The 20,801-nt window shown below is 40.2% G+C and carries 18 protein-coding genes; 11 read left to right on the top strand and 7 right to left on the bottom strand.

Annotation, left to right across the window (positions count from 1 at the left end):
- Positions 1-46 precede the first annotated feature (46 nt).
- The 5 genes from mreC to ABWO12_RS06105 all read left to right on the top strand — a co-directional run bounded on the left by mreC (position 47) and on the right by ABWO12_RS06105 (position 4,965).
- Positions 47-880 carry a rod shape-determining protein MreC gene (gene mreC, locus ABWO12_RS06085; protein WP_353087876.1) on the top strand — a complete coding sequence of 278 codons (834 nt, stop codon included), beginning with the start codon at positions 47-49 and terminating at the stop codon, positions 878-880.
- Positions 870-1,379: a rod shape-determining protein MreD gene (locus ABWO12_RS06090; protein ID WP_353087877.1), complete on the top strand. Its 510-nt coding sequence runs from the start codon at positions 870-872 to the stop codon at positions 1,377-1,379. The genes mreC and ABWO12_RS06090 overlap by 11 nt, the downstream gene beginning before the upstream one ends.
- The gene (gene mrdA, locus ABWO12_RS06095; RefSeq protein WP_353087878.1) at positions 1,376-3,349 is read left to right on the top strand and encodes a penicillin-binding protein 2; all 1,974 of its coding nucleotides are present in this window, start codon (positions 1,376-1,378) and stop codon (positions 3,347-3,349) included. Before ABWO12_RS06090 ends, mrdA begins: the two co-directional genes overlap by 4 nt.
- Positions 3,346-4,611 (top strand): rod shape-determining protein RodA, encoded by a 1,266-nt coding sequence (gene rodA / locus ABWO12_RS06100; RefSeq protein ID WP_073361568.1) that lies wholly within the window; start codon positions 3,346-3,348, stop codon positions 4,609-4,611. Before mrdA ends, rodA begins: the two co-directional genes overlap by 4 nt.
- A 156-nt stretch (positions 4,612-4,767) precedes the next feature.
- On the top strand, positions 4,768-4,965 hold the full coding sequence (locus tag ABWO12_RS06105) for a hypothetical protein (RefSeq protein WP_353087879.1): 198 nt from the start codon (positions 4,768-4,770) through the stop codon (positions 4,963-4,965).
- Between the two features lie 162 nt (positions 4,966-5,127).
- On the opposite strand, the gene ABWO12_RS06110 is transcribed toward ABWO12_RS06105, so the two are convergent.
- Positions 5,128-7,299 (bottom strand): carboxy terminal-processing peptidase, encoded by a 2,172-nt coding sequence (locus ABWO12_RS06110; RefSeq protein WP_353087880.1) that lies wholly within the window; start codon positions 7,297-7,299, stop codon positions 5,128-5,130.
- Entirely contained in the window at positions 7,262-7,459 is a 198-nt protein-coding gene (locus tag ABWO12_RS06115) for a hypothetical protein (RefSeq protein WP_353087881.1), read from the bottom strand. Before ABWO12_RS06115 ends, ABWO12_RS06110 begins: the two co-directional genes overlap by 38 nt.
- Here ABWO12_RS06115 and surE point away from each other — a divergent pair.
- Genes surE through ABWO12_RS06140 form a run of 5 tightly spaced genes read left to right on the top strand, consistent with a single transcriptional unit; the run spans position 7,449 to position 12,373 of the window.
- The gene (gene surE, locus ABWO12_RS06120) at positions 7,449-8,228 is read left to right on the top strand and encodes a 5'/3'-nucleotidase SurE (RefSeq protein WP_353087882.1); all 780 of its coding nucleotides are present in this window, start codon (positions 7,449-7,451) and stop codon (positions 8,226-8,228) included. The genes ABWO12_RS06115 and surE overlap by 11 nt on opposite strands.
- Positions 8,221-8,493 carry a hypothetical protein gene (locus ABWO12_RS06125; protein ID WP_353087883.1) on the top strand — a complete coding sequence of 91 codons (273 nt, stop codon included), beginning with the start codon at positions 8,221-8,223 and terminating at the stop codon, positions 8,491-8,493. Before surE ends, ABWO12_RS06125 begins: the two co-directional genes overlap by 8 nt.
- A 3-nt stretch (positions 8,494-8,496) precedes the next feature.
- A complete protein-coding gene (gene lpxB, locus ABWO12_RS06130) occupies positions 8,497-9,612 on the top strand; it encodes a lipid-A-disaccharide synthase (RefSeq protein WP_353087884.1) in 1,116 nt (371 codons plus the stop codon).
- Between the two features lie 40 nt (positions 9,613-9,652).
- Positions 9,653-10,345 (top strand): C40 family peptidase, encoded by a 693-nt coding sequence (locus ABWO12_RS06135; protein ID WP_353087885.1) that lies wholly within the window; start codon positions 9,653-9,655, stop codon positions 10,343-10,345.
- 24 nt (positions 10,346-10,369) lie between these two features.
- The gene (locus tag ABWO12_RS06140; RefSeq protein WP_353087886.1) at positions 10,370-12,373 is read left to right on the top strand and encodes a ComEC/Rec2 family competence protein; all 2,004 of its coding nucleotides are present in this window, start codon (positions 10,370-10,372) and stop codon (positions 12,371-12,373) included.
- Here ABWO12_RS06140 and ABWO12_RS06145 read toward each other — a convergent pair.
- The 5 genes from ABWO12_RS06145 to ABWO12_RS06165 form a co-directional block, all read right to left on the bottom strand.
- A complete protein-coding gene (locus ABWO12_RS06145; RefSeq protein ID WP_353087887.1) occupies positions 12,370-12,873 on the bottom strand; it encodes a thioredoxin family protein in 504 nt (167 codons plus the stop codon). The two genes, ABWO12_RS06140 and ABWO12_RS06145, sit on opposite strands and share 4 nt — an antisense overlap.
- A gap of 32 nt (positions 12,874-12,905) precedes the next feature.
- Positions 12,906-14,411 (bottom strand): peptide MFS transporter, encoded by a 1,506-nt coding sequence (locus ABWO12_RS06150; RefSeq protein ID WP_353087888.1) that lies wholly within the window; start codon positions 14,409-14,411, stop codon positions 12,906-12,908.
- On the bottom strand, positions 14,411-16,069 hold the full coding sequence (locus tag ABWO12_RS06155) for a peptide MFS transporter (RefSeq protein ID WP_353087889.1): 1,659 nt from the start codon (positions 16,067-16,069) through the stop codon (positions 14,411-14,413). The genes ABWO12_RS06150 and ABWO12_RS06155 overlap by 1 nt, the downstream gene beginning before the upstream one ends.
- Positions 16,070-16,145: 76 nt before the next feature.
- Positions 16,146-17,864, bottom strand: coding sequence for a peptide MFS transporter (locus tag ABWO12_RS06160; protein WP_353087890.1), 1,719 nt, complete (start codon positions 17,862-17,864; stop codon positions 16,146-16,148).
- A 23-nt stretch (positions 17,865-17,887) separates the two neighbouring features.
- A complete protein-coding gene (locus ABWO12_RS06165) occupies positions 17,888-20,029 on the bottom strand; it encodes a S9 family peptidase (RefSeq protein WP_353087894.1) in 2,142 nt (713 codons plus the stop codon).
- Positions 20,030-20,468: 439 nt separating this feature from the next.
- On the opposite strand from ABWO12_RS06165, the gene ABWO12_RS06170 reads away from it, so the two are divergent.
- The coding region (locus ABWO12_RS06170) for a DUF4397 domain-containing protein (protein WP_353087891.1) at positions 20,469-20,801 on the top strand (333 nt) is incomplete at its 3' end.

Genomic DNA, 20,801 nt, shown 5'->3' on the forward strand with positions numbered 1-20,801 from the left:
AGAACACTTAATTACGGAATAGGAATAGGAATTTTTAGCGAAACTCATGCAGCAAATCTTTAATTTTATATTTAAAAACAGCTATCGTATGCTGTTTTTGCTGCTTATGGCGACAGCCATTTCGTTGACTATTCAATCTCACTCCTACCACAAAAGTAAAGTCATCAGTTCTGCTAATTTTTTGACGGGAGGTGTTTACAAACAAATCAATAACGTTAACGAATACTTTAATCTTCGCACGAAAAACGAAGAACTAGCTCTTGAAAATGCTCGATTGAAAAGTATTTTATTCAATCGAAAAGACACGTTAAAAATTCCTTTGTTGGACACCATCAAAGGCGTTAAAAAAACAGATTTAATTGTTGCCAAAGTCATTCACAACTCCTACAGCGCTCAGGTTAACTTCCTGACTTTAGATTCGGGAGCCAAAAACGGAATTCGCCCCGAGATGGGTGTGATTAATAGTCTAGGAATCGTAGGTATCGTTGAGAATGTGTCGCCCAACTATACGACTGTTTTGAGTATTTTGAATACAGAATCTCCTATCAATGCCAAAATCAAGAAATCCAATCATATCGGTTCTTTGATTTGGAATGGAAAAAATACAGGATTTGTTCAGTTGATTGATGTTCCCCGATTAGCCTCGGTTCGAAAAGGCGACACCATTGTCACTGGTGGACAATCCACCATTTTCCCTGAAAACATTAACATCGGCACCATTGAAAAAATTTACACCGATGATCAAACGAACTACTATACCCTTGATGTTCGATTGTTTAATGACATGACGAGTTTAGGTCATGTGTATATTATTCGCAATCGGGATCGTCAGGAAATATTAACCTTAGAAAAGAAAACACAAAAAAACAATGAACAGTAGTAGTTTACTTTTCAATTTGGCTCGCTTTGTGTTGCTCCTTTTGTTGCAGGTTGTGGTGTTTAACAACATTAACTTCCTTGGTTTCATCAACCCGTATCCTTACATTTTATTTATTATTCTTTTCCCTGTGAATGGAAATAAATACGGATTGCTAGCCGCTAGTTTTCTCTTGGGGATTCTCATGGATTTGTTTTGTAATTCGGGAGGTGTTCACACAGCGGCCTGCTTGATGTTGGCGTATATTCGACCTTCGATATTTAAGTTTTCCTTTGGTTTAAGTTACGAATACCAAACGGTTAAATTGAACGATGTATTAACGCCTGAACGTTTCTCGTTTTTATTGATTGCTGTGGCGGTGCATCATTTGACTTTATTCCTTTTCGAGGTGTTTACTTTGGAATTCTTCTGGAGTATCTTGGTGCGCACCCTTGTAAGTACTTTGTTTACCGTGATTTTGTGCATTTTGATCATTTACTTAATCAAGCCCAGTAAACGATGAGAAAGGTATTACTTCCCTCTTTGGTAATCATAACGGCTGCATTGTTATTGATTCGTATTTTCTATTTGCAAGTTATTGATGATTCGTTCAAGCTGAAATCAGAAAATAATGCGATAAAAATCAAATACGACTATCCCGAACGTGGTTATGTTTATGATCGTAATGGAAAACTACTGATTGCCAATCAACCCTCGTATGACATCATGGTCGTTCCTCGAGAAGTAAAAAATATTGATACCCTTGAATTTTGCCGCTTATTGGATATTGACAAAGCCTTTTTCATCAAACGTTTAGAAAAAGCCCGCGTCTACAGTCCGATGCTTCCTTCCGTTTTTTTACCCCAATTGAACAAGTTGGAATACGCAGCATTTCAAGAGAAAATCCGCAAGTTCAATGGGTTTTACATTCAAAAACGCTCTATTCGCGATTACCAAGTGAGTTATGGCGCCAATGTATTTGGTTTTATCACCCAAGTAAACGAGGCCATCATCAAAAGCAACCCGTATTACAAAGCTGGCGATTTGATTGGAAAACAAGGGATTGAACAAAGTTATGAGGAAGTACTTCGGGGACAAAAAGGGGTAAAACACATTTTACGGGACAAGTTCAATCGCGAAATCGGATCGTATAAAGAGGGGAAATACGATACGATTGCCAAACAAGGAAGTGACATTACCCTCACGATTGATGGCGATTTGCAAGAATACGGCGAGTTATTAATGACCAATAAATGGGGAGGTATAGTGGCTATTGAACCCAAAACGGGGGAAATTTTGGCCTTAGTCACTTCGCCCAATTACGATCCTGCGCTTTTGGTAGGGCGCCAACGTTCAAAAAACTATAATACCCTTTACCGCGATTCGATTGCCAAGCCTTTATATGATCGGGGGTTGTTGGCGCAATATACCCCAGGTTCTCCGTTTAAAATCTTAACCGGATTAGTCGCCCTTCAGGAAGGTGTGATTAGTGACAGTACGCGTTTTGTATGTAACCACGGATTTAGTTATGCCCGCGGACGATTTATGCGTTGCCACTGTTCGGGGGGTCCTGTGCAACTTCATCGGGCCATTTATGAGTCGTGTAACACCTTTTTCTCCAGTTCGTACATCCGTTTGATCAATAAATACAATGATCATGGCTATGGGGTTGACCTTTGGGCGAAGCATCTTCGCAGTTTTGGTTTGGGCGATTTTATGGGCTATGACTTACCTATTGGGGTTCGCGGAAATATCCCTACTTCCAAAATATACAATCGTACCTATGCAGGATGGAAATGGGATGGAAAAACTATTGTTTCCAATGCCATTGGCCAAGGGGAAGTATTGATGAGTCCTTTGCAATTGGCTAATTTTATGGCTACCATTGCCAATCGCGGCTATTATTACACACCTCATATCATCAAAAAAATAAAGGGCGGCTCCATTGACCCCAAATTTCGAGAAAAGCATCAAACCACCATCGATCGCAAGTATTTTGATCCTATTATTGAAGGGATGCATGCGGTGTATGGCCCTGGGGGTACGGCTTCAGGATTGGGTGTAGAAGGGATTGAAATTTGCGGAAAAACAGGAACTGCTGAAAACTTTATGGTGATCAACGGCAAGCGAACCAAATTGCAAGACCACTCTATTTTTGTAGCTTTTGCCCCCAAAGACAACCCTAAGATTGCTATCGCTGTGTTTGTAGAAAATGGATATTGGGGAAAACGATGGGCGGGTCCGATTGCCACCTTGATGATTGAAAAATACCTGAAAGGAAAAATTACGCGCGCCGACTTTGAAAAGCGAATGCTTCAGGGAAGTTTACAAGATCAATACCAAAAATTATATCCCAAAAAACACCAAGATAGTATTGGTATTTTAAATGCACGCGTAAAAGACAGCCTCTTTAAAGTGAAAAAGCGACAAGATTCTATTGCCGGCAAAAAACCCGAAGTCAAACCCGATACGCTACGTAAAACAGTCCCATGAGAAACCAAAGCGTCACCAGCAACATCGATTGGATTAGTATCGTTATCTATTTTGTTTTGGTCATCTTAGGATGGTTAAACATCTATTCGTCCTCGTTGTCGGGAGCTCCTGAAGATGCCTCTATCTTTGATGTCAGCCAAATCTATGGAAAACAGTTTTTGTTCATTTTATTTTCTATCCCCATCATATTTACGGTTTTGGCGGTAGAAGCTAAATTCTACGAGAAGTATTCGATTATTATTTTTGCCGTCTCACTACTCTCCTTACTGGGTTTGTTTGCCTTTGGAAAAGTTATCGCTGGACAGCGGTGTTGGTATGGTATCGGTAGTTTTACCTTACAACCTTCGGAGTTTGCCAAAGCAGCGACCTCCTTAGCATTGGCGAAGTATTTGAGCGACGTACAAGTCAACCTCCGGGAAATGCAACGGCAATTACAAGCCTTATTTATCGTTTTTCTTCCGGTAATGTTGATCCTTCCTCAACCCGACCCGGGAAGTGCGTTGATCTATTTTGTTTTCTTTTTTGTTTTATACCGCGAAGGATTGCCGGGTTGGTATTTGGTTACGGGTTTTATCGCCATTCTTTTGTTTATCCTCACTTTGGCGACGAATAATCCCTATATCGTGATCGGACTTACTGCGTTGGCTTTGGTGGTTAATTATTACCGCAGTCGATTGGTTGACCGCAATATTTTTGCCAGCATTCTCATGTTTTTTATGGTTACTGCTTTTACGTTTTCGGTAAACTTTGTGTTTAATAATGTATTTAAACAACACCACCGCGATCGTTTTAATATTTTATTAGGGAAAGAGGTGGACTTAAAAGGAGTGGGGTATAACACCAACCAATCGGAAATTGCCATAGGTTCGGGAGGTTGGTTTGGAAAAGGATATTTGGAAGGTACACAAACCAAAGGGGGATTTGTTCCCGAGCAACACACGGACTACATTTTCACTACAGTAGGAGAAGAATGGGGCTTTTTGGGAAGCCTAATGGTTATCGCACTTTTTGCGGGATTAATTTTACGCATTATTTACTTGGCAGAACGACAAAAAACAAAGTTTAGTCGGGTGTATGGGTATTGTGTGGCAGGCATTTTATTTATTCACTTTTTTGTGAATATTGCCATGGTTATTGGAATATTTCCCACGATTGGAGTGCCACTACCCTTCTTTTCCTATGGGGGATCAGGACTCTGGGGCTTTACCATTCTCCTTTTTATCTTCCTAAAAATGGATGCCAACAAGGTAAATGAATGGTAAGAATATTCAACACCATTTATCATATATCTTTTATTAATAGCAGCATTTAGGGTAACTAATCAAATTACCCTATGAAAAAACTCATATTCCTTCGGAGCCTGCGCCTTGGGTCTTACCCCGCTTCATACGTAACAACCCCTCACCGATTCATTAGCAATGCGCAAGCAACAAGAATCGCTTGAAAAAGCCATGGCCAAAATGGAAAAATTTAATCCCAAAGCTGAAAAAGATCTCCGAAAAATGGAAAGAACGCAAGATAAAATTGATAACGTAACTGCATTGGTATCGAAAGCTGAGAAACGGTTGTCAAAAGGACAGAAAAGGCTAAAAAAATGCAAAAAGATTGAATCGTGACATTGACAAAAATCGTTTGTCAACGGAAGCAATAACCAAAGATAAGATAACAAATCCAAAAGCAACAGGAACGCATTGCTGAGGAAAAAAAAGACTTAGGAAAGACGCAAGCCAAGTTGAGTAAACTGAGATAAAAAAATCCCGATTAACTTGGGTCTTTTTTTATGACTTTAATATTTTCTCTTTTTTCACTTTATTGGATACCCCTTTATTAGCTCCATTTTGTAGGTCGTCCAAGACGTGAATGGCTTCCTCAATATAAATATCCTTGGAGAGGTTTTCATGCCAACGGTCGCGTTTTTCTTTTAACGTTACGTCGGTTTTCATTTGTTCCTCTTCATTGGGCAAGGACTTAAATTCGAAATTGTTTTTATATTCAGCAATCGCTTTGAACTTTTTATTCATTTCATCCAATTGCTTTTGCTCCTGCTTGTATTTGTCGATTTGCAAACTGTAGGTGGTGATGTCGTTGCGATTATCCAACCATTTTGCATTTTCATCAATTAGTTTCAATTGCGGACTGGTAGTGATTCGATTTTTACTTTTGGCCAAAGCAAATTCATAATTCGGCTGGTTGGTCCAAGTTTTATACGGAGCTGGGTCGATTTTATCCCAAGGCATTGCATTATCGATGTCGCGCTCACCCATTTCCAAATACGCGTATTTGTCGGGCATAACTACATCACTTTTCACGCCTTCCAATTGGGTTGAACCGCCGTTAATTCGATAGAATTTTTGAGTTGTCGTTTTTAAAGCGCCCAAATCACCCACAGTACTTCCGCGAACAAACTGATTCAAGTCGATTACATTTTGAACCGTTCCTTTGCCATAGGTTTGCTTACTTCCCACAATCACAGCCCGCTTATAGTCTTGCATAGCTGCAGCTAAAATTTCAGAGGCTGATGCTGAAAACTCATTGGTCATGATGACAAGCGGTCCATCCCAAGCCACTTTTGGATCACGATCGTACAATACTTCTTTTCGCCCTGCGGCAGAACGCACTTGAACAATGGGGCCTTGGTCAATAAAAAGACCACTGATGTCCACCACCGTTTTAAGGGAACCTCCCCCATTGTCACGAACGTCGACAATCAATCCTTCAACTCCTGCATTTTTGAGACGCTCGACTTCAATGGCCACATCTTTGGCTGCATCACGACTGTCTTTATTTTCAAAATCGATATAAAATTTTGGCAAATAAATAATCCCATATTTTACGCCATTTTTCTCAACGATACTTGAACGAGCATACGTTTCCTCGATTTCAACCTCATCGCGAATAATAGAAATTACTTTTAAAGAACCATCTTGTTTTTTAACGGTTAGTCGAACTTCGGTTCCTTTTGGACCTTTGATTTTTTTCACCACATCGTCCAAACGCATCCCCACTACATCCACGGGTTCGCCATTACCTTGAGCCACTTTGAGGACCACGTCACCGGCTTCCAATTCTTTACCGCGCCAAGCTGGACCCCCAGAAATCAACTCAGTAATTTCTGTGTAATCGTTTTTCTTTTGCAATCGTGCTCCAATACCCTCTAATTTTCCACTCATGCTCACATCAAAGCGTTCTTTGTCTTCGGGGGCAAAATAAGAGGTGTGCGGATCAAAGCGTGTCGTTATGGCATTAATGTACACCGAAAACCAATCCGTACGGGTTAGGTCTTTGATGAAGTCAAAATTCTCATTCAACGATTTTAAGGCATTCTCACGGGTTTCTTTCTCAAGTTGTTCGTAGGTTTTTACTTCAACTTTAACCTCTTTTTTATCAGTACCTTTTTCTTGAAGTTTTTGCTTTTCAACCAATGAAGCCAAAGTAGAAAGTTTAATTTGCTTACGCCAACGCTCTTTCAATTCGGCAACATTTTTGCAATAAGGCGCATTTTCATAATCTGTATTTATGGACTCATCCACTTTATAGTCAATGGGTTTATCTAAAATTTCTTTGTAATAGGCACGACTCTCCTCCATACGCTGAATCAACCGATCGTAGGTCAGGTTAAAAAACGTAAGGTCACGATTGACAATTTGGTCGTCAATTTTGGTTTCATATTGCGCAAATTCGTCGATATCCGATTGCAAAAAGAAACGTTTTGAAGGATCCAAAGCTTCGATATATTCTTTATATACTCCTTTTGAAAAGGTATCATTAATTTCTGAGGGACTGTAGTGCCCTTTTTCAATAACGTAGGTTAATAATTCAATTAGCAATTTATCTTTTTCAGTATCACCATCTTTCGATTTAGGAATAAAGCTCCATAACCCCAAGGCTGCAATCAGCACAATAAGGATTTTTTTATAATGTCTTTTCATAAAACTCACAATTGCATTCATTAAGTGTTCCTAAATTATATAAAAAATCATGCCATCCCGATGGAATACCATCTAAATTTTTGTTAAACTCATACAACGACCCAAAGTTAGGAAAAATGTACCCAATGAGTCCCAAAATATGTACTTTTGTTACAACTTCAAATTGAATTATGGAATCCAAACCTTTGATTTTAGTCACCAACGACGACGGTATTACAGCCCCGGGAATTCGAGCCCTAATTGAGGTCTTGCAAACCTTGGGTGAAGTAGTAGTCGTTGCGCCCGATAGTCCCCAAAGTGGCATGGGTCACGCCATTACTGTGAATGACATGTTGCATGTAAAAAAAGTGAGTCCGTTTGGCGCAGACATAACAGCTTACAGTTGCTCAGGAACTCCCGTGGATTGTGTCAAAATGGGCGTGCATGAATTGATCAAACGGAAGCCTGACCTATGCGTATCGGGTATCAATCATGGTTCCAATTCATCCATTAACGTGATTTATTCGGGAACCATGAGCGCTGCTGTTGAAGCCGGCATCGAGGGGATTCCTGCTATTGGTTTTTCGTTGCAAGATTTCAGTTGGGAAGCCAATTTTGAGCCCGCAAAAAAATACATTCGAAGCATTGTGCAACGGGTACTTGAGGAAGGATTACCATCGGGCACCGTGTTGAATGTGAACTTCCCTAATCTTCCTGCCGAGGCGATTAAAGGAATTCGTATTTGCCGACAGGCGCATGCGTATTGGCAAGAAAAATTTGATAAACGCTTATCACCCTTTGGAAAGGAATACTATTGGTTGACGGGTGAATTTATTAATTTAGACAAAGGGGAAGACACCGATGAATGGGCACTTGCACAAGGGTTTGTTTCTATCGTACCCGTTCAATTTGACCTTACTGCACACCATGCCATTCCTATATTAAACCGTTGGAATTTCGAAAATGAATAAAAAAGAACTTATACTAGGCTTTGCACTAGGTTTACTTACCACTGGCGTAGGCTTGCTTTTGGTCGCTTTACTTTTTTCCTTTTTAAGTCCGAATTTTCAGTGGCAATCCCTTCAAAATAGGGATTTATTGGGAAAACACATCGCTTTGGGTTCGTTGTTGAATCTGCTCCCCTTTTTTATTTTGCTGTCGCGAAAAAAAGAAGCGATGGGGTACGGAATCATTATTGCCGTAGCGACACTCACCCTTTCCACCTTATTTTTTTAACCCATGAAATACTATATCATAGCAGGCGAAGCTTCGGGAGATTTACACGGTTCCAATGTAATGAAAGCCCTTTTGAACGAGGACCCACAGGCCGAAATTCGTTTTTGGGGTGGTGACTTGATGCAGGCGGTGGGTGGCACTTTGGTCAAACACTACCGCGATTTGGCTTTTATGGGATTTGCTGAAGTGGTGATGAATTTGGGGACGATTTTAAACAATATTCGTTTTTGCAAAAAAGACATTCAGGCTTTTCAACCCGATGTCATATTGTTTATCGACTATCCTGGATTTAATATGCGTATTGCCAAATGGGCGAAACAGCAAGGATTTCGTACCCATTACTACATTGCCCCTCAAATTTGGGCGTGGAAAGAAAACCGTATCAAAGCAATCAAGCGCGATATCGATGCGTTGTATGTAATTTTACCTTTTGAAAAAGACTATTTTGAGCAAAAACACCGGTATCCAGTGCATTTTGTAGGCCATCCGCTATTGGACGCCATTCAACAACGCAACCCTACCGATGAAAAATTGTTTAGAACCCAAGCCCAATTAGACGACCGACCCATCATCGCATTATTGCCTGGGAGTCGCAAGCAAGAGATTTCCAAAATGCTTGAAATTATGCTGTCGGTTGTTCCCGACTTTCCCGAATACCAATTTGTTATTGCTGGAGCTCCGAGTTTGGATTATGCTTTTTATGCCCCATTCTTGGATTCAGAGCGGGTACGATTTGTAGCGAATCAAACCTATGACTTACTATCCTGCGCACATGCGGCTTTGGTCACCTCGGGCACAGCCACGCTTGAAACCGCCCTTTTTAAAGTTCCCGAAATCGTTTGTTACAAAGCCAATCCCATATCCTATCAAATTGCCAAAAGAATCATCACTTTAAAATACATTTCGTTGGTCAATTTAATTATGGATCAACCTGTGGTCACGGAATTGATTCAAAACGATCTCAATCGCGAGCGTTTACATGTCGAACTTACGCAAATTCTATCGGGACCAGAGCGCGAAAATATGGTCAAAAACTATATTGAATTGGAACAAAAATTAGGCGGTGGAGGCGCTAGCCAAAGAACGGCGCAGCATATTAGGAACATTTTAACAGCCTAATTTAGCTGGCTTTGTTTTATCTTTGCCAAAATTTTTGAGTTTGCATAAAGTTTGGAATTATATCATCGTCGCACTAGTTTTGGTTTCCTGTAAACCCAACCAAACGGCTATTGTTACCTCCAAAAAAGAAGCGCAAAAAAAGAAAATTTACACGCCATACACACCCAAAAGTAATATAGGAGTCGCTGCAACAACAGCCAATCCAACTCCCGCAACTACACCCAAAAAAGTAAAAACAATTACCGTTGTTCGAGAGCCCGAGGGTATTTCGGAAAATAAACCCAAGAAAACGCCCCTAATTCTGGATCAAAACGACGAGGATATTGTGGTTACCAGTGATGACACGCCTTACCTTACCGAGCAATTGATCAATAATGCCATGGACTATCTTGGATCGCCCTATCGCGGTGGCGGAACGAGTCGCAACGGATTTGATTGCAGTGGTTTGATGTTTACAGCCTTTAAAACATTCGATATTATTCTCCCGCGCAGTTCACACGATATGGCCCGTGTAGGTCGGGTGTTGGATCGAAATGAATACCGCCGTGGAGATTTAATTTTTTTCCGAACGAATGGACGCCGTACCATAAATCATGTGGGAATGATTACGGAAGTATCGGCAGATGAAATAAAATTTGTACATTCGTCAACTCAGTTAGGCGTTGTTGTCTCCTCCATCAAAGAGCCTTACTATCAACGAACTTTTGCACAGGTGAATAGGGTTATCGAGTAAATCGTAACATCTAAATGCCGGAATATGAAAGCCATTCAATTTCCGCTGATTCGAGTTACCCTCGCCTTTATTATTGGACTTTTTCTCGGGAAACTTATTGTTGTTCCCCCAGTTCTATGGGCATGCGGTATACTTTTTTCAGCGCTTACCGTAGGAGTCATCCATTATTGTACACGAAAATTTATAGCGCCACCGTACTCGCTTGGAGGCCTGCTATTACTGATATTTGTGGGTATCGGCGGGATGCGAATCGCGATGGACAATCCACAACGAAATCCCAATCACTTTTCGCATTTCCTAAAAAAATCGCAATCCTGCTCCCTCGTTGTTACATTAGAATCACAATTACGCACCTCTACAACGCGAACCCGTTATGTGGCAGAGGCATACCAGTGGAACGGTCAAAAAACGGTTGGAAAAATTATTGTGGGTTTTCCGAAAAACAAGCAAAACTACACCATTGGGGGGTTGTACGGCATAACGGGAGTTTTCCTTCCTTTGCAACCCGCTGTTAATCCGGGGCAATTTGACTATAGCGCCTATTTAAAAAACAAACATTGGTATGGTCAACTCTTGGTCTCCAATTCAAAATCGCTTGCACCTCCCCAAAAAAGTATCTCCTCTATAGCCGATGGGATTCGACAAACGGTGCATCAACGTTTAAAAAAACACTTGAATGAATCGGATTTGGCTCTCGTTATGGCGCTGATTTTGGGGCAACAGCAAGATATGAATGCCGATCTAATTCAAGCCTATCAAAAAGCGGGTGCAGTACATATTTTATCGGTTTCTGGACTTCATGTGGGTTTTGTGCTGATTTTTATACAAACGCTGCTCAAACCCTTTCCCAACACCCGACGGTATCGACGTGTAAAAATTGTCATGGCCATCCTTGGACTTTGGTCCTTTGGATTTTTAGCTGGGTTAGCTCCCTCCGTGTTGCGCTCGGTGGTGATGTTTTCGGGACTCGCCGTGGGAGCGTATCTGCGACGGAGCAGTAACAGTTACAACACCTTGTTTACCTCTCTATTTCTTATTTTACTTTGGGAACCCCATGCGCTATGGGATGTGGGATTGCAACTGAGTTATACGGCTGTTTTTTTTATCCTCTGGTTGCATCCTATTTTGCAAAATCTTTGGTCACCGCGCTCCAAAATAGGGAGGTATGTGCGCGACTTACTATCTGTTTCATTGGCAGCACAATTGGGAACATTGCCCCTGTCATTGTATTACTTTCATCAATTTCCGGGTCTTTTCTTCGTGACTAATTTACTTTTATTACCGGGAATGGGCGTATTGATGGGTTTGGGACTTATAAGCGTTTTGATGGCGTATCTAAACTGGATTTGGTCGCCCTTATTTAAATTATTGCAGTGGGCATTGGACCTTATGAATAGGATTATCCGCACAATCGCAGAACAAGAAGAAATGGTATGGAGTGACATTCCGATGAATCTGACGGCTATGCTCCTTTTGTATGGTATAATCGTGATGGGAATCTTTGCGGTAGAACGGCGGAACTTCTATAGTTGCAGGAATTTCTTAGGGAGTATATTGGTTTTTCAATTGGCGATTTTCGGAATTCGGCATTACCATTGGCAAGAAGAGGCATGGATTCTTTTCCATCAACGAAAAGCTACTTTAATTGCACAGCAAAAGCACCATCAATATCTGTATTTAGCAAAAAATAAAACCGACTTCACTACCCTTGAAGCGTTTGCTTTTTCCCGATGGATTGCACCTGCTACAATGCAAGACTTGCGGCAACATCGATTTTGGCTAAACGGAAAAAAAATAGCATTGGTCGATGAAAAAGGGCGTTTCCCAAAAGTTCGCCCTCATATTTTAATTGTGACCAATAATCCGCGTTGTGGCCCTGAATCGTGGTTACGACGCAATCGCCCAGATTGGGTTGTGCTTGATGGAAGCAACGGGTATCATTTTCGAAAATCGTGGAAAGAATGCTGTTACCAACTAAAAATCCCTTTTCATGATACTTCAGAAAAGGGATCGTTTAGCGTATTTTAAGCTTTCTTTTTGTCTTTTTTGGGTTTCGGGTCGGGCACATAGCGCGTTAGCATTTCATTGGCGCCTGCTAACCATTTTTCAGGGCCACCTGCCACGTAGCCGGTTTGACCTAACTGTTCAAAATTGGTTTTACCATTGACCTCGGTGGGTTTTACCAAATACACTGAGGGATACCCTCGCACTTGAAAGACTTGTTGCAATTGCATATTTTGTTGACGCAATGCATCGTTTTGCGGGGTGCGTCGTGGGAAATCGAGTTCAACCAAGATTACTTTTTCCTTGGCCCATTGGATAAATTCTGGTTTTTTAAAAACTTCCGTTTGCAAACGGATACACCAACCGCACCAATCGCTTCCAGTGAAAAATAAGAACAAGGGTTTTTGTTCACTGCGGGAAAGTTCGATAGCCTTGTTGATGTCGGTGTGCCATGTTAATCCTTCTTGCGCTTGTAGGGATTGAAGTCCTGTGAGTAACAAAAAAGCAAGTATAATTTTTTTCATAACAAAAGTAATTTACGTTCGAAAGTTACAAATTATTTCACATCCTGCATCAATTTTCGGACCAAAGGCGAAATAACGATAAGTACAACGCCGGCAATCAGTGCGTAGAGTGCCAGTTGTTGGTAGCCGTCAGCATAGGTGTTGAGTTTCTGAAGATTGGTCGAATTTTTGGAGGCTTCGGCGATACCTGCTCCAAGTAAGCCAGCAAAATACTGTCCGTAGGCACTTGCCAAAAACCACATTCCCATGATCACAGCTTGTGTCTTTTGCGGGGATAACTTGGTCATCGCACTCATTCCAATAGGAGACAAACACAATTCACCAAAGGTGATGACAAACCAACCCAAAGTGAATAAATCTAAAGAAGTCTTTCCATCGGGACTAGCGAAGAATTTAGTATAATAAAATACCCAAAAACCTCCTGCCAAAAACAAGAACCCCAATCCAAATTTGACAACCGTATTGGGTTCGATTTTCTTTTTCGCCATCCAAATCCAAAGCATACCGACTAGAGCGGCGAAAACAATTACAAATAGAGAATTGGCAGAATTGTTTACTCCATTGGGATCTAATTCGATTCCGAGCACTGTATTTTGTAGATTATTGGCGGCAAACAAACTTAGGGAGCCTCCACTTTGTTCAAAAAAAGCCCAAAAGAAAATAGAGAAAACAATAAAAATAAGGGCCGCTACTAACTTTAAATTTTCTGCTTTCGAAAAGTTCTTCATTTCATAAAAAAGATAAACTACCGATAAAGGTCCAATAATCATCATGAAATAATCGGTATACGTTGTATTGGCCACCATTTTTATGATAATTGGAATAAAAATCAAAGAAGCAATATAGGTTCCAACTTCTAAACCTTTACGTTTTGAAACCTCCAAATGGGTCAGCGGCGACAATCCAATCTCGCCCAAACTTTTTTGGGTTTGCGTGAAGGTCAGTAAACTAATAATCATAACAATTGAGGCAAAACCAAACGCATAATTCCAACGCAAGTTTTCAGCCACAAAGGAACTCCACATAGATCCGTTAGCCACAGCAATACAGATATAACCACCGATTAATGCTCCTAAATTTACCCCAGCATAAAACAATGAAAATCCCGCATCACGTCGAGGATCATTGTCTCGATACAATTGTCCAACCATAGAGGAAATATTGGGTTTAAAAAAACCCGTTCCCACAATGGTAAAGCCGATTCCAGTGAAAAATAACTCTTTGGGACTAATAGCGAGAATTACACTGCCGATGATCATTAGAATTCCTCCCCAAAACAAGGACCTGCGTAAACCTAATATTTTGTCGGCAAACAGCCCTCCAATAAATGTAAAGGCATACACCCAGGCTTGGGTAGCTCCATATTGTAAATTGGCGGTTGTTTCACTCATATTCAGCTGACTCACCATAAATACGGCCAACATACCACGCATGCCGTAGAAACTAAAGCGCTCCCACATTTCACTAAAGAATAAATACCACAGTTGTTTTGGGTATTTTCCTTTAAAATTTTGTATTTGTTCGATCGTTGTCTCCATTAGCGAATTCCATTTTCACGCATCACCGCGTTCAATCGTTTTAAAAGAATAAACATCAGAGAGGCGGCAAATAAAAGCAAGGCAAAATTTAGCCAGAAGAAATTGGATTTGTCTTCGTAACTGTCCCACATGCTCGCTAATACCCCAGACAATTTATTACCGATAGAAGTTGCCAAAAACCAACCGCCCATCATTAAGGAAGTGATATTACGGGGGCTCAACTTGGATACCACCGACAACCCCATCGGACTCAAAAATAATTCCCCAATAGTGATCACACCATAGTTGGCTACCAACCACCAAACGGATACTTTTTCAGCACCATTTTGTCCTGCCTTTACAGCCGCGACCATGACCAATACGGACAAGGCCGAAATCAATAATCCGAATGCAATTTTGGTAGGGGTTGTAGGTTCTTTTTGTCGGTGACGTAAAAAGGTAAAGAAAGCTACCACCAAAGGCGTTAGTAGAATCACCCACCCGGGATTGATGGACTGACTCAAATTGGACGACCAGGTGTAAACGGAGGCTTCTTCTTGTGGTTTCTTTTCTGGAGCTACATTCCGGAAGTATAAAGGATAATCGACCGTTTTTACAACTTCGCCATCTTTCTTTTGAATACGGAAATATTCATCATATAAGGCAACGCTGTCCTTCTTGTAATGTAATGTATCGACTAAAACTAATTTCGATCCGATTTGCTGTGCTGTGCCCGTTAATTCGCGGTCAGTATATTTATCGCCCCAATTGTTTAAGGCCGATCCATTCAATTTGAATACCGCCCAAAACAAAATGACAACAGCAAAAATGGAGAGTAAGGCTCCAATGGGTCGTTTTTCTTCAGCTTTGGCTTTAAAATATAAACTTCCGTAAAAGAAAATTACAGGAATACACGCAAAAATGAAGGCATCGGTACTATCGGATCCGAAGATGTAACTATCGGTGTTGGTTTCAGAAAAAGTGCCCTTCAACATCCAACCTATTACGCCAAATACAACGGAAGGTAAAAGGATGTACAGCACAATTTTACTAAACGGCATATCCCCAGGTTGTTCTCCTTTTTTATCCGTTTTATCACCGTAATGTTTAGAGCCTAGAATGAAAACTAAAACTCCAATTAACATCCCTACACCTGCAGCCATGAAGGCATATTGCCAACCGAAAAGAATTTTAAAAGCAGCGCCAAAAAAGTTACAAATAAACGCCCCAATATTGATGCCCATATAGAAAATATTGTATCCTTCGTCTTTCTTTTCTTTGTATTGATCATCGTTGTAAAAGTTTCCTAAAAGCGTGGAAATATTGGGTTTGAAAAATCCATTTCCAAGAATAACAAGGGTCATCGCCACATAAAGCATGGGCAAACTGTGAATTCCCATCATCATGTAACCCGCACCCATCATGAGTCCGCCAATAACAATCGATTTTTTATACCCCCAATAACGGTCGGCGATTAATCCCCCGATAAAAGGTGTTAAAAAAACCAATGCGATAAAGGTTCCGTACAAATCGGAGGACTCTTTCTCGGTCATGGCAAATCCTGCTTCTACATCTTTGAGATACAAGGTAAAAATACCGATCATTAAATAATATCCGAAACGCTCCCACATTTCCGATAAAAACAAGTAAGGCAAGGCCTTAGGATGACTTTTCCACATAAGTATTGAGTTAAAAAACAAAACCTACAAGCAGTACTTGTAGGTTTGAAAGATATAAAAATATTTTTTAATCCAATTACTGGATTCCGTGCATCATTTTTTTCAAACGAGGCGATAATAAGGCTAAAATCAATGCGGCAATTCCACATAAAATCACAAACACCATAAAGAACTCATATAAGTTGTGGATTTCGAAGCCCGCAAATGAAGTGTGTTCCATGGGAAGTTGCTCTTTTTCAAATAAGGCTATTTGTTCAGGAGTTAATGTTACTTTCTTGTCTAATACCTCCTGTAAATTGAACCCTAACTTTTCAGCTTTCAAATACTTATCTCCAGTAGCAGGAATGATAGCCCCCAACGACCCTGCCAAGGCATAGCCCGCAGCATTCGAAATAAAGAACACCCCATACAATAATGAAGCAAAACGTTTTGGTGCTAATTTCCCCACCAACGACAATCCGATGGGAGATAAACACAATTCGCCAAGCGTTTGAATGAAATACAATAACATCAACCATTTAATGGCCAACAAGCCTGAATTTCCTAAATCCTTTACATTATGTGCGATGATAAAATAACTCAATGCGATAAAGGCCAATCCAAAAGCTTGTTTCATTGGAGACACAGGCTCTTTACCAGCTGCGCGCAACTTATCCCACAACAAGCTAAAAGGCAAAGCCATCATTACTACAAATACTCCATTGAAAATTTGCACCATCGAAGGAGGCATGTTCCAACCGAAAATATTACGATCCGTTTGATTATCGGCGATAAAAGTTAAAGAGGAACCCGCTTGTTCAAAAGCAGCCCAAAAGAAAATGATAAAGAAAGAAACGATATAAATCACCCAAATACGTTGGCGTTCAATTTTTGTTTCCGCTGAACTCATAATTAAATATGCCAATGAAATCCCTGCAGAATAAATAAAAGGATAAATAATCCCTTTAATCAACTGGCCCATTTCGACAGAGGAGAATCCGAACTCGCCAACCAATATATAGCGGAAAACGAAGAATAGAATCCCAAAAACAACGAAAGCAATCCCAATGGATGACCCTTTAAATTGGGCCGTTTTTGTTTCACCCTCCTCAAAATCATTGGCATCATTGTTCTTTGGCAATCCACCAATAGGACGACCTTCAGGGGTAACCACATACTTATTTTTCAACAAAAAGAATGTAATAGTCCCGATGATCATTGCAATAGAGGCGGCTAAAAAGCCCCATTTGAATGCAAAAATATCACGCACTCCCGTTTCGGCATCTTTTACATCCCCTACCCAAGGACAAATGAATTGACCCAAAAAAGCACCGATATTGATTCCCATATAGAAAATGGTGAAAGCCGAATCTAGTTTGTTTTTTTCTTGCTTGGGATATAAACTTCCCACCATGGAAGAAATATTGGGTTTGAAAAAACCATTTCCAAAGATGATAATAAACAAGGCAATCCACATGAATAACTTGGCACCACCTAAACTGCTATCAAACGTTGAGGCACTGATAAACAACAAAAACTGTCCAATAGCCATTAGGGTTCCCCCCAACATTATACTGTATCGGTTACCGATATACTTATCGGATATAAATCCCCCCAGCAATGGGGTTAGGAAACAAAGAGCTAAAAATCCTCCATAAATAATAGCGGCATCTGCTTCTTTGATTAGTAATGAATTTACCATGAATAAGGTTAATATGGCGCGCATTCCATAGAAATTGAATCGCTCCCACATTTCGGTCCCAAACAATACCCAAAGGCCTTTAGGATGGCTTCCTTTTGTTGCTACTTCACTCATAATCGATTATTGGTTTTAGTTAGTTATAGTTTCTCTTTTATAAAATTGGTCATTTTGGTGTAGAGTTGTAACCTCGTTTTCCCACCATAAATTCCGTGATTTTTGTCGGGATAAATGGCCCAATCAAATTGTTTGTTCGCTTGCACCAACGCCTCAATCATTTGCATTGAATTTTGCACATGTACATTGTCATCGGCTGTTCCATGGATCAACAAGAAACTTCCTTTTAATTTACTCACATGGTTGATGGGTGAATTTTCATCGTATCCCGAAGGGTTTTCTTGAGGTGTTTGTAAATACCGCTCGGTGTAAATCGAGTCGTAAAAACGCCAGTTGGTCACGGGAGCCACTGCAATCGCCATTTTGAAAACGTCTGCTCCTTTAAACAAACAGTTGCTTGCCATAAAACCGCCATACGACCATCCGAAAATACCGATACGATTTTTATCAACATAGGCATAGGAACCTATTACCTTGGCGGCATCAATTTGATCCTCTACTTCGTATTTCCCCAATTCTTTTTGCGTACATTTTTTGAAAGCTGCTCCTTTAAATCCAGTGCCTCGACCATCGACACAAACCGTGATATAGCCTTGTTGCGCCAACATCATAAACCAATAATCGTTGGTGTCCAACCAGTCATTGGCCACTTGTTGCGAACCTGGACCCGAATATTGATACATAAATACAGGGTATTTTTTGGTGGCATCAAAATTTTTAGGCTTGATCATCCAGGCGTTGAGTTGGTGTCCTTTTTCGGTAGTTAATACCAAAAACTCTTTGGTCGGTAAATCGTATTTTTTGAGTTTTTCGGTGAGCGCCGAATTTTCGACTATCATTTGTACTTGCGCTCCATCCTTGGCTTGATTTAAGGTATAGGTTGGAGGAACGGTGGCAGAAGAATACGAATGGATAAAAAATTCAAAATTGGGACTAAAAGTCGCTGCACTCGTTCCCGCTTGATTACTCAACTTCACTTTCTTTTTGCCGTCTAAGCCGATACGGTAGACATCGCGCAGGGTGGAACCATTCTCGGTGGATTGATAGAAAACGGTTTTCGTTTTTTCATCAAAACCATAATAAGCGGTGACTTCCCAGTTGCCTTTGGTCACTTGATTTTTCAATTTTCCTGTCTTATCATACAGGTAAATGTGGTTCCATCCGTCTTTTTCGGAGGTCCAAATAAAACTGTTGTCTTTCAAAAACGTTAGGTTATCAGTAACATCCACATACGCATTATCCTTTTCATTCAACACTACTTGGGCCGCGGCCGTGGTTCCGTCAATAAACAATAAATCTAAATTGTTTTGATGGCGATTCAAAACTTGCGCACACAACACATTGGCATCATTGGTCCAACGCATACGCGCAATGTAAAAATCATTGTATTGCGACAAATTCACTTCTTTCTTTGCAGCCGTTTTTACATCGTAAATATGCAACGAAACCAATGCATTTTTCTCTCCCGCTTTGGGGTATTTGAAACGCTCTTGGTTGGGATACAAATTTTTGCCATACACATCCATTGAAAATTCGGGCACTTCCCGCTCATTAAACCGAATAAACGCAATTTTTTGACTGTCTTTACTCCAATCAAAAGCACGTACAAAAGCAAACTCTTCCTCATACACCCAATCGGTAATCCCATTGAGGATGGCATTCTTTTCTCCATCGGTAGTTAGAGCTGAAGATTGCCCCGATGCGATGTCATATATATACAAATTGTTGCTTTTGGCATAGGCGATTTTTGTTCCATCCGGCGAAAAGATAGGCTCTTGCACCTGTTCCAACACTTTGCGAAGGGACTTGGTCGCAACCTCATAAACATAGTAATCGGCCGTGAAAGAATGTCGATAAATAGGATTGGAATTGTTGGCAATCAAAATTTGTTTTTCATCCGAACTAAAAGTATAGCTGTCGATACCATCGGATAAGGCTTTGTGATTTTTAGTATCCAAAAGGGTACTGATCTTTTTTAAAGTAGTATAATCGTAAAGGTCTATTTGCTGACTACGGGAACTGCGATCGGTATTCAACACCGTATATTGATTGGACAACTTCATCGCCTGTAACTCATCCATTCCTTTGGCGCGAAAAGCACCTGTGTAAATTTCTTCTAAGGTAAGTGGCGTTTGAGCTTGCATTCCCATACCCATGAGAAGCATGAGAACAAAGAGTAACTTTTTCATAGCATTGCGTTTGTGCAAAATTTAAGGCGAAAAATACAATTTTATTAAAAAATATCATTTTAAAAGGCGATATATTTTTCACATTTTTTCGGATTTTATGGAATAAAAAACGAGAATTGGGATAAATGAGGCCCAAATGAATCCCATGATACAATCAGAAGTATTTAAATCATTAAAGAAAACTATTTAACTTCTAAAAATTAAGAAATGTTTAATAAATTACTCTAAATCATAAGTTGTTAAACGTCCAAACAACTAAAATAACAAACTTGCTTTAATTTTTGTGAAAGAAATGAAATTCTTATAAGATAAACATTTGCTAATATTATTGTAAAAAAAGAAGGTTTAATATGAATTTAACATATCCTATTTTGATTAACGTTAATTTTAAATCTTTAAACAAAACTATAACGCTATGAAAAAATTTATGTTATTTAATCTTCTGCTTATTGCATCAGTAGGAGCGTTTGCTCAAACAGCCCGTTTGCAGGTAATTCACAACTCGCCTGACTTGGCCGCACAAACCGTAGACGTGTATGTGAACGGTGCCCTATTTATTGACGATTTTGAATTCCGTACCGCTACTGAATTTGAAACCGTACCCGCTGGTGCGCCATTAACCATCGACATTGCTCCAGGCAACAGTACCTCTGTATCACAAAGCTTGTACAATGTGACTGTAACCCTAAACAGTGGGGAAACTTACATCGCCGTTGCTAACGGAATTGTAAGTCCAACAGGATATACC

The sequence above is a fragment of the Flavobacterium sp. genome (assembly GCF_040379285.1).
Lineage (GTDB): Bacteria > Bacteroidota > Bacteroidia > Flavobacteriales > Flavobacteriaceae > Flavobacterium.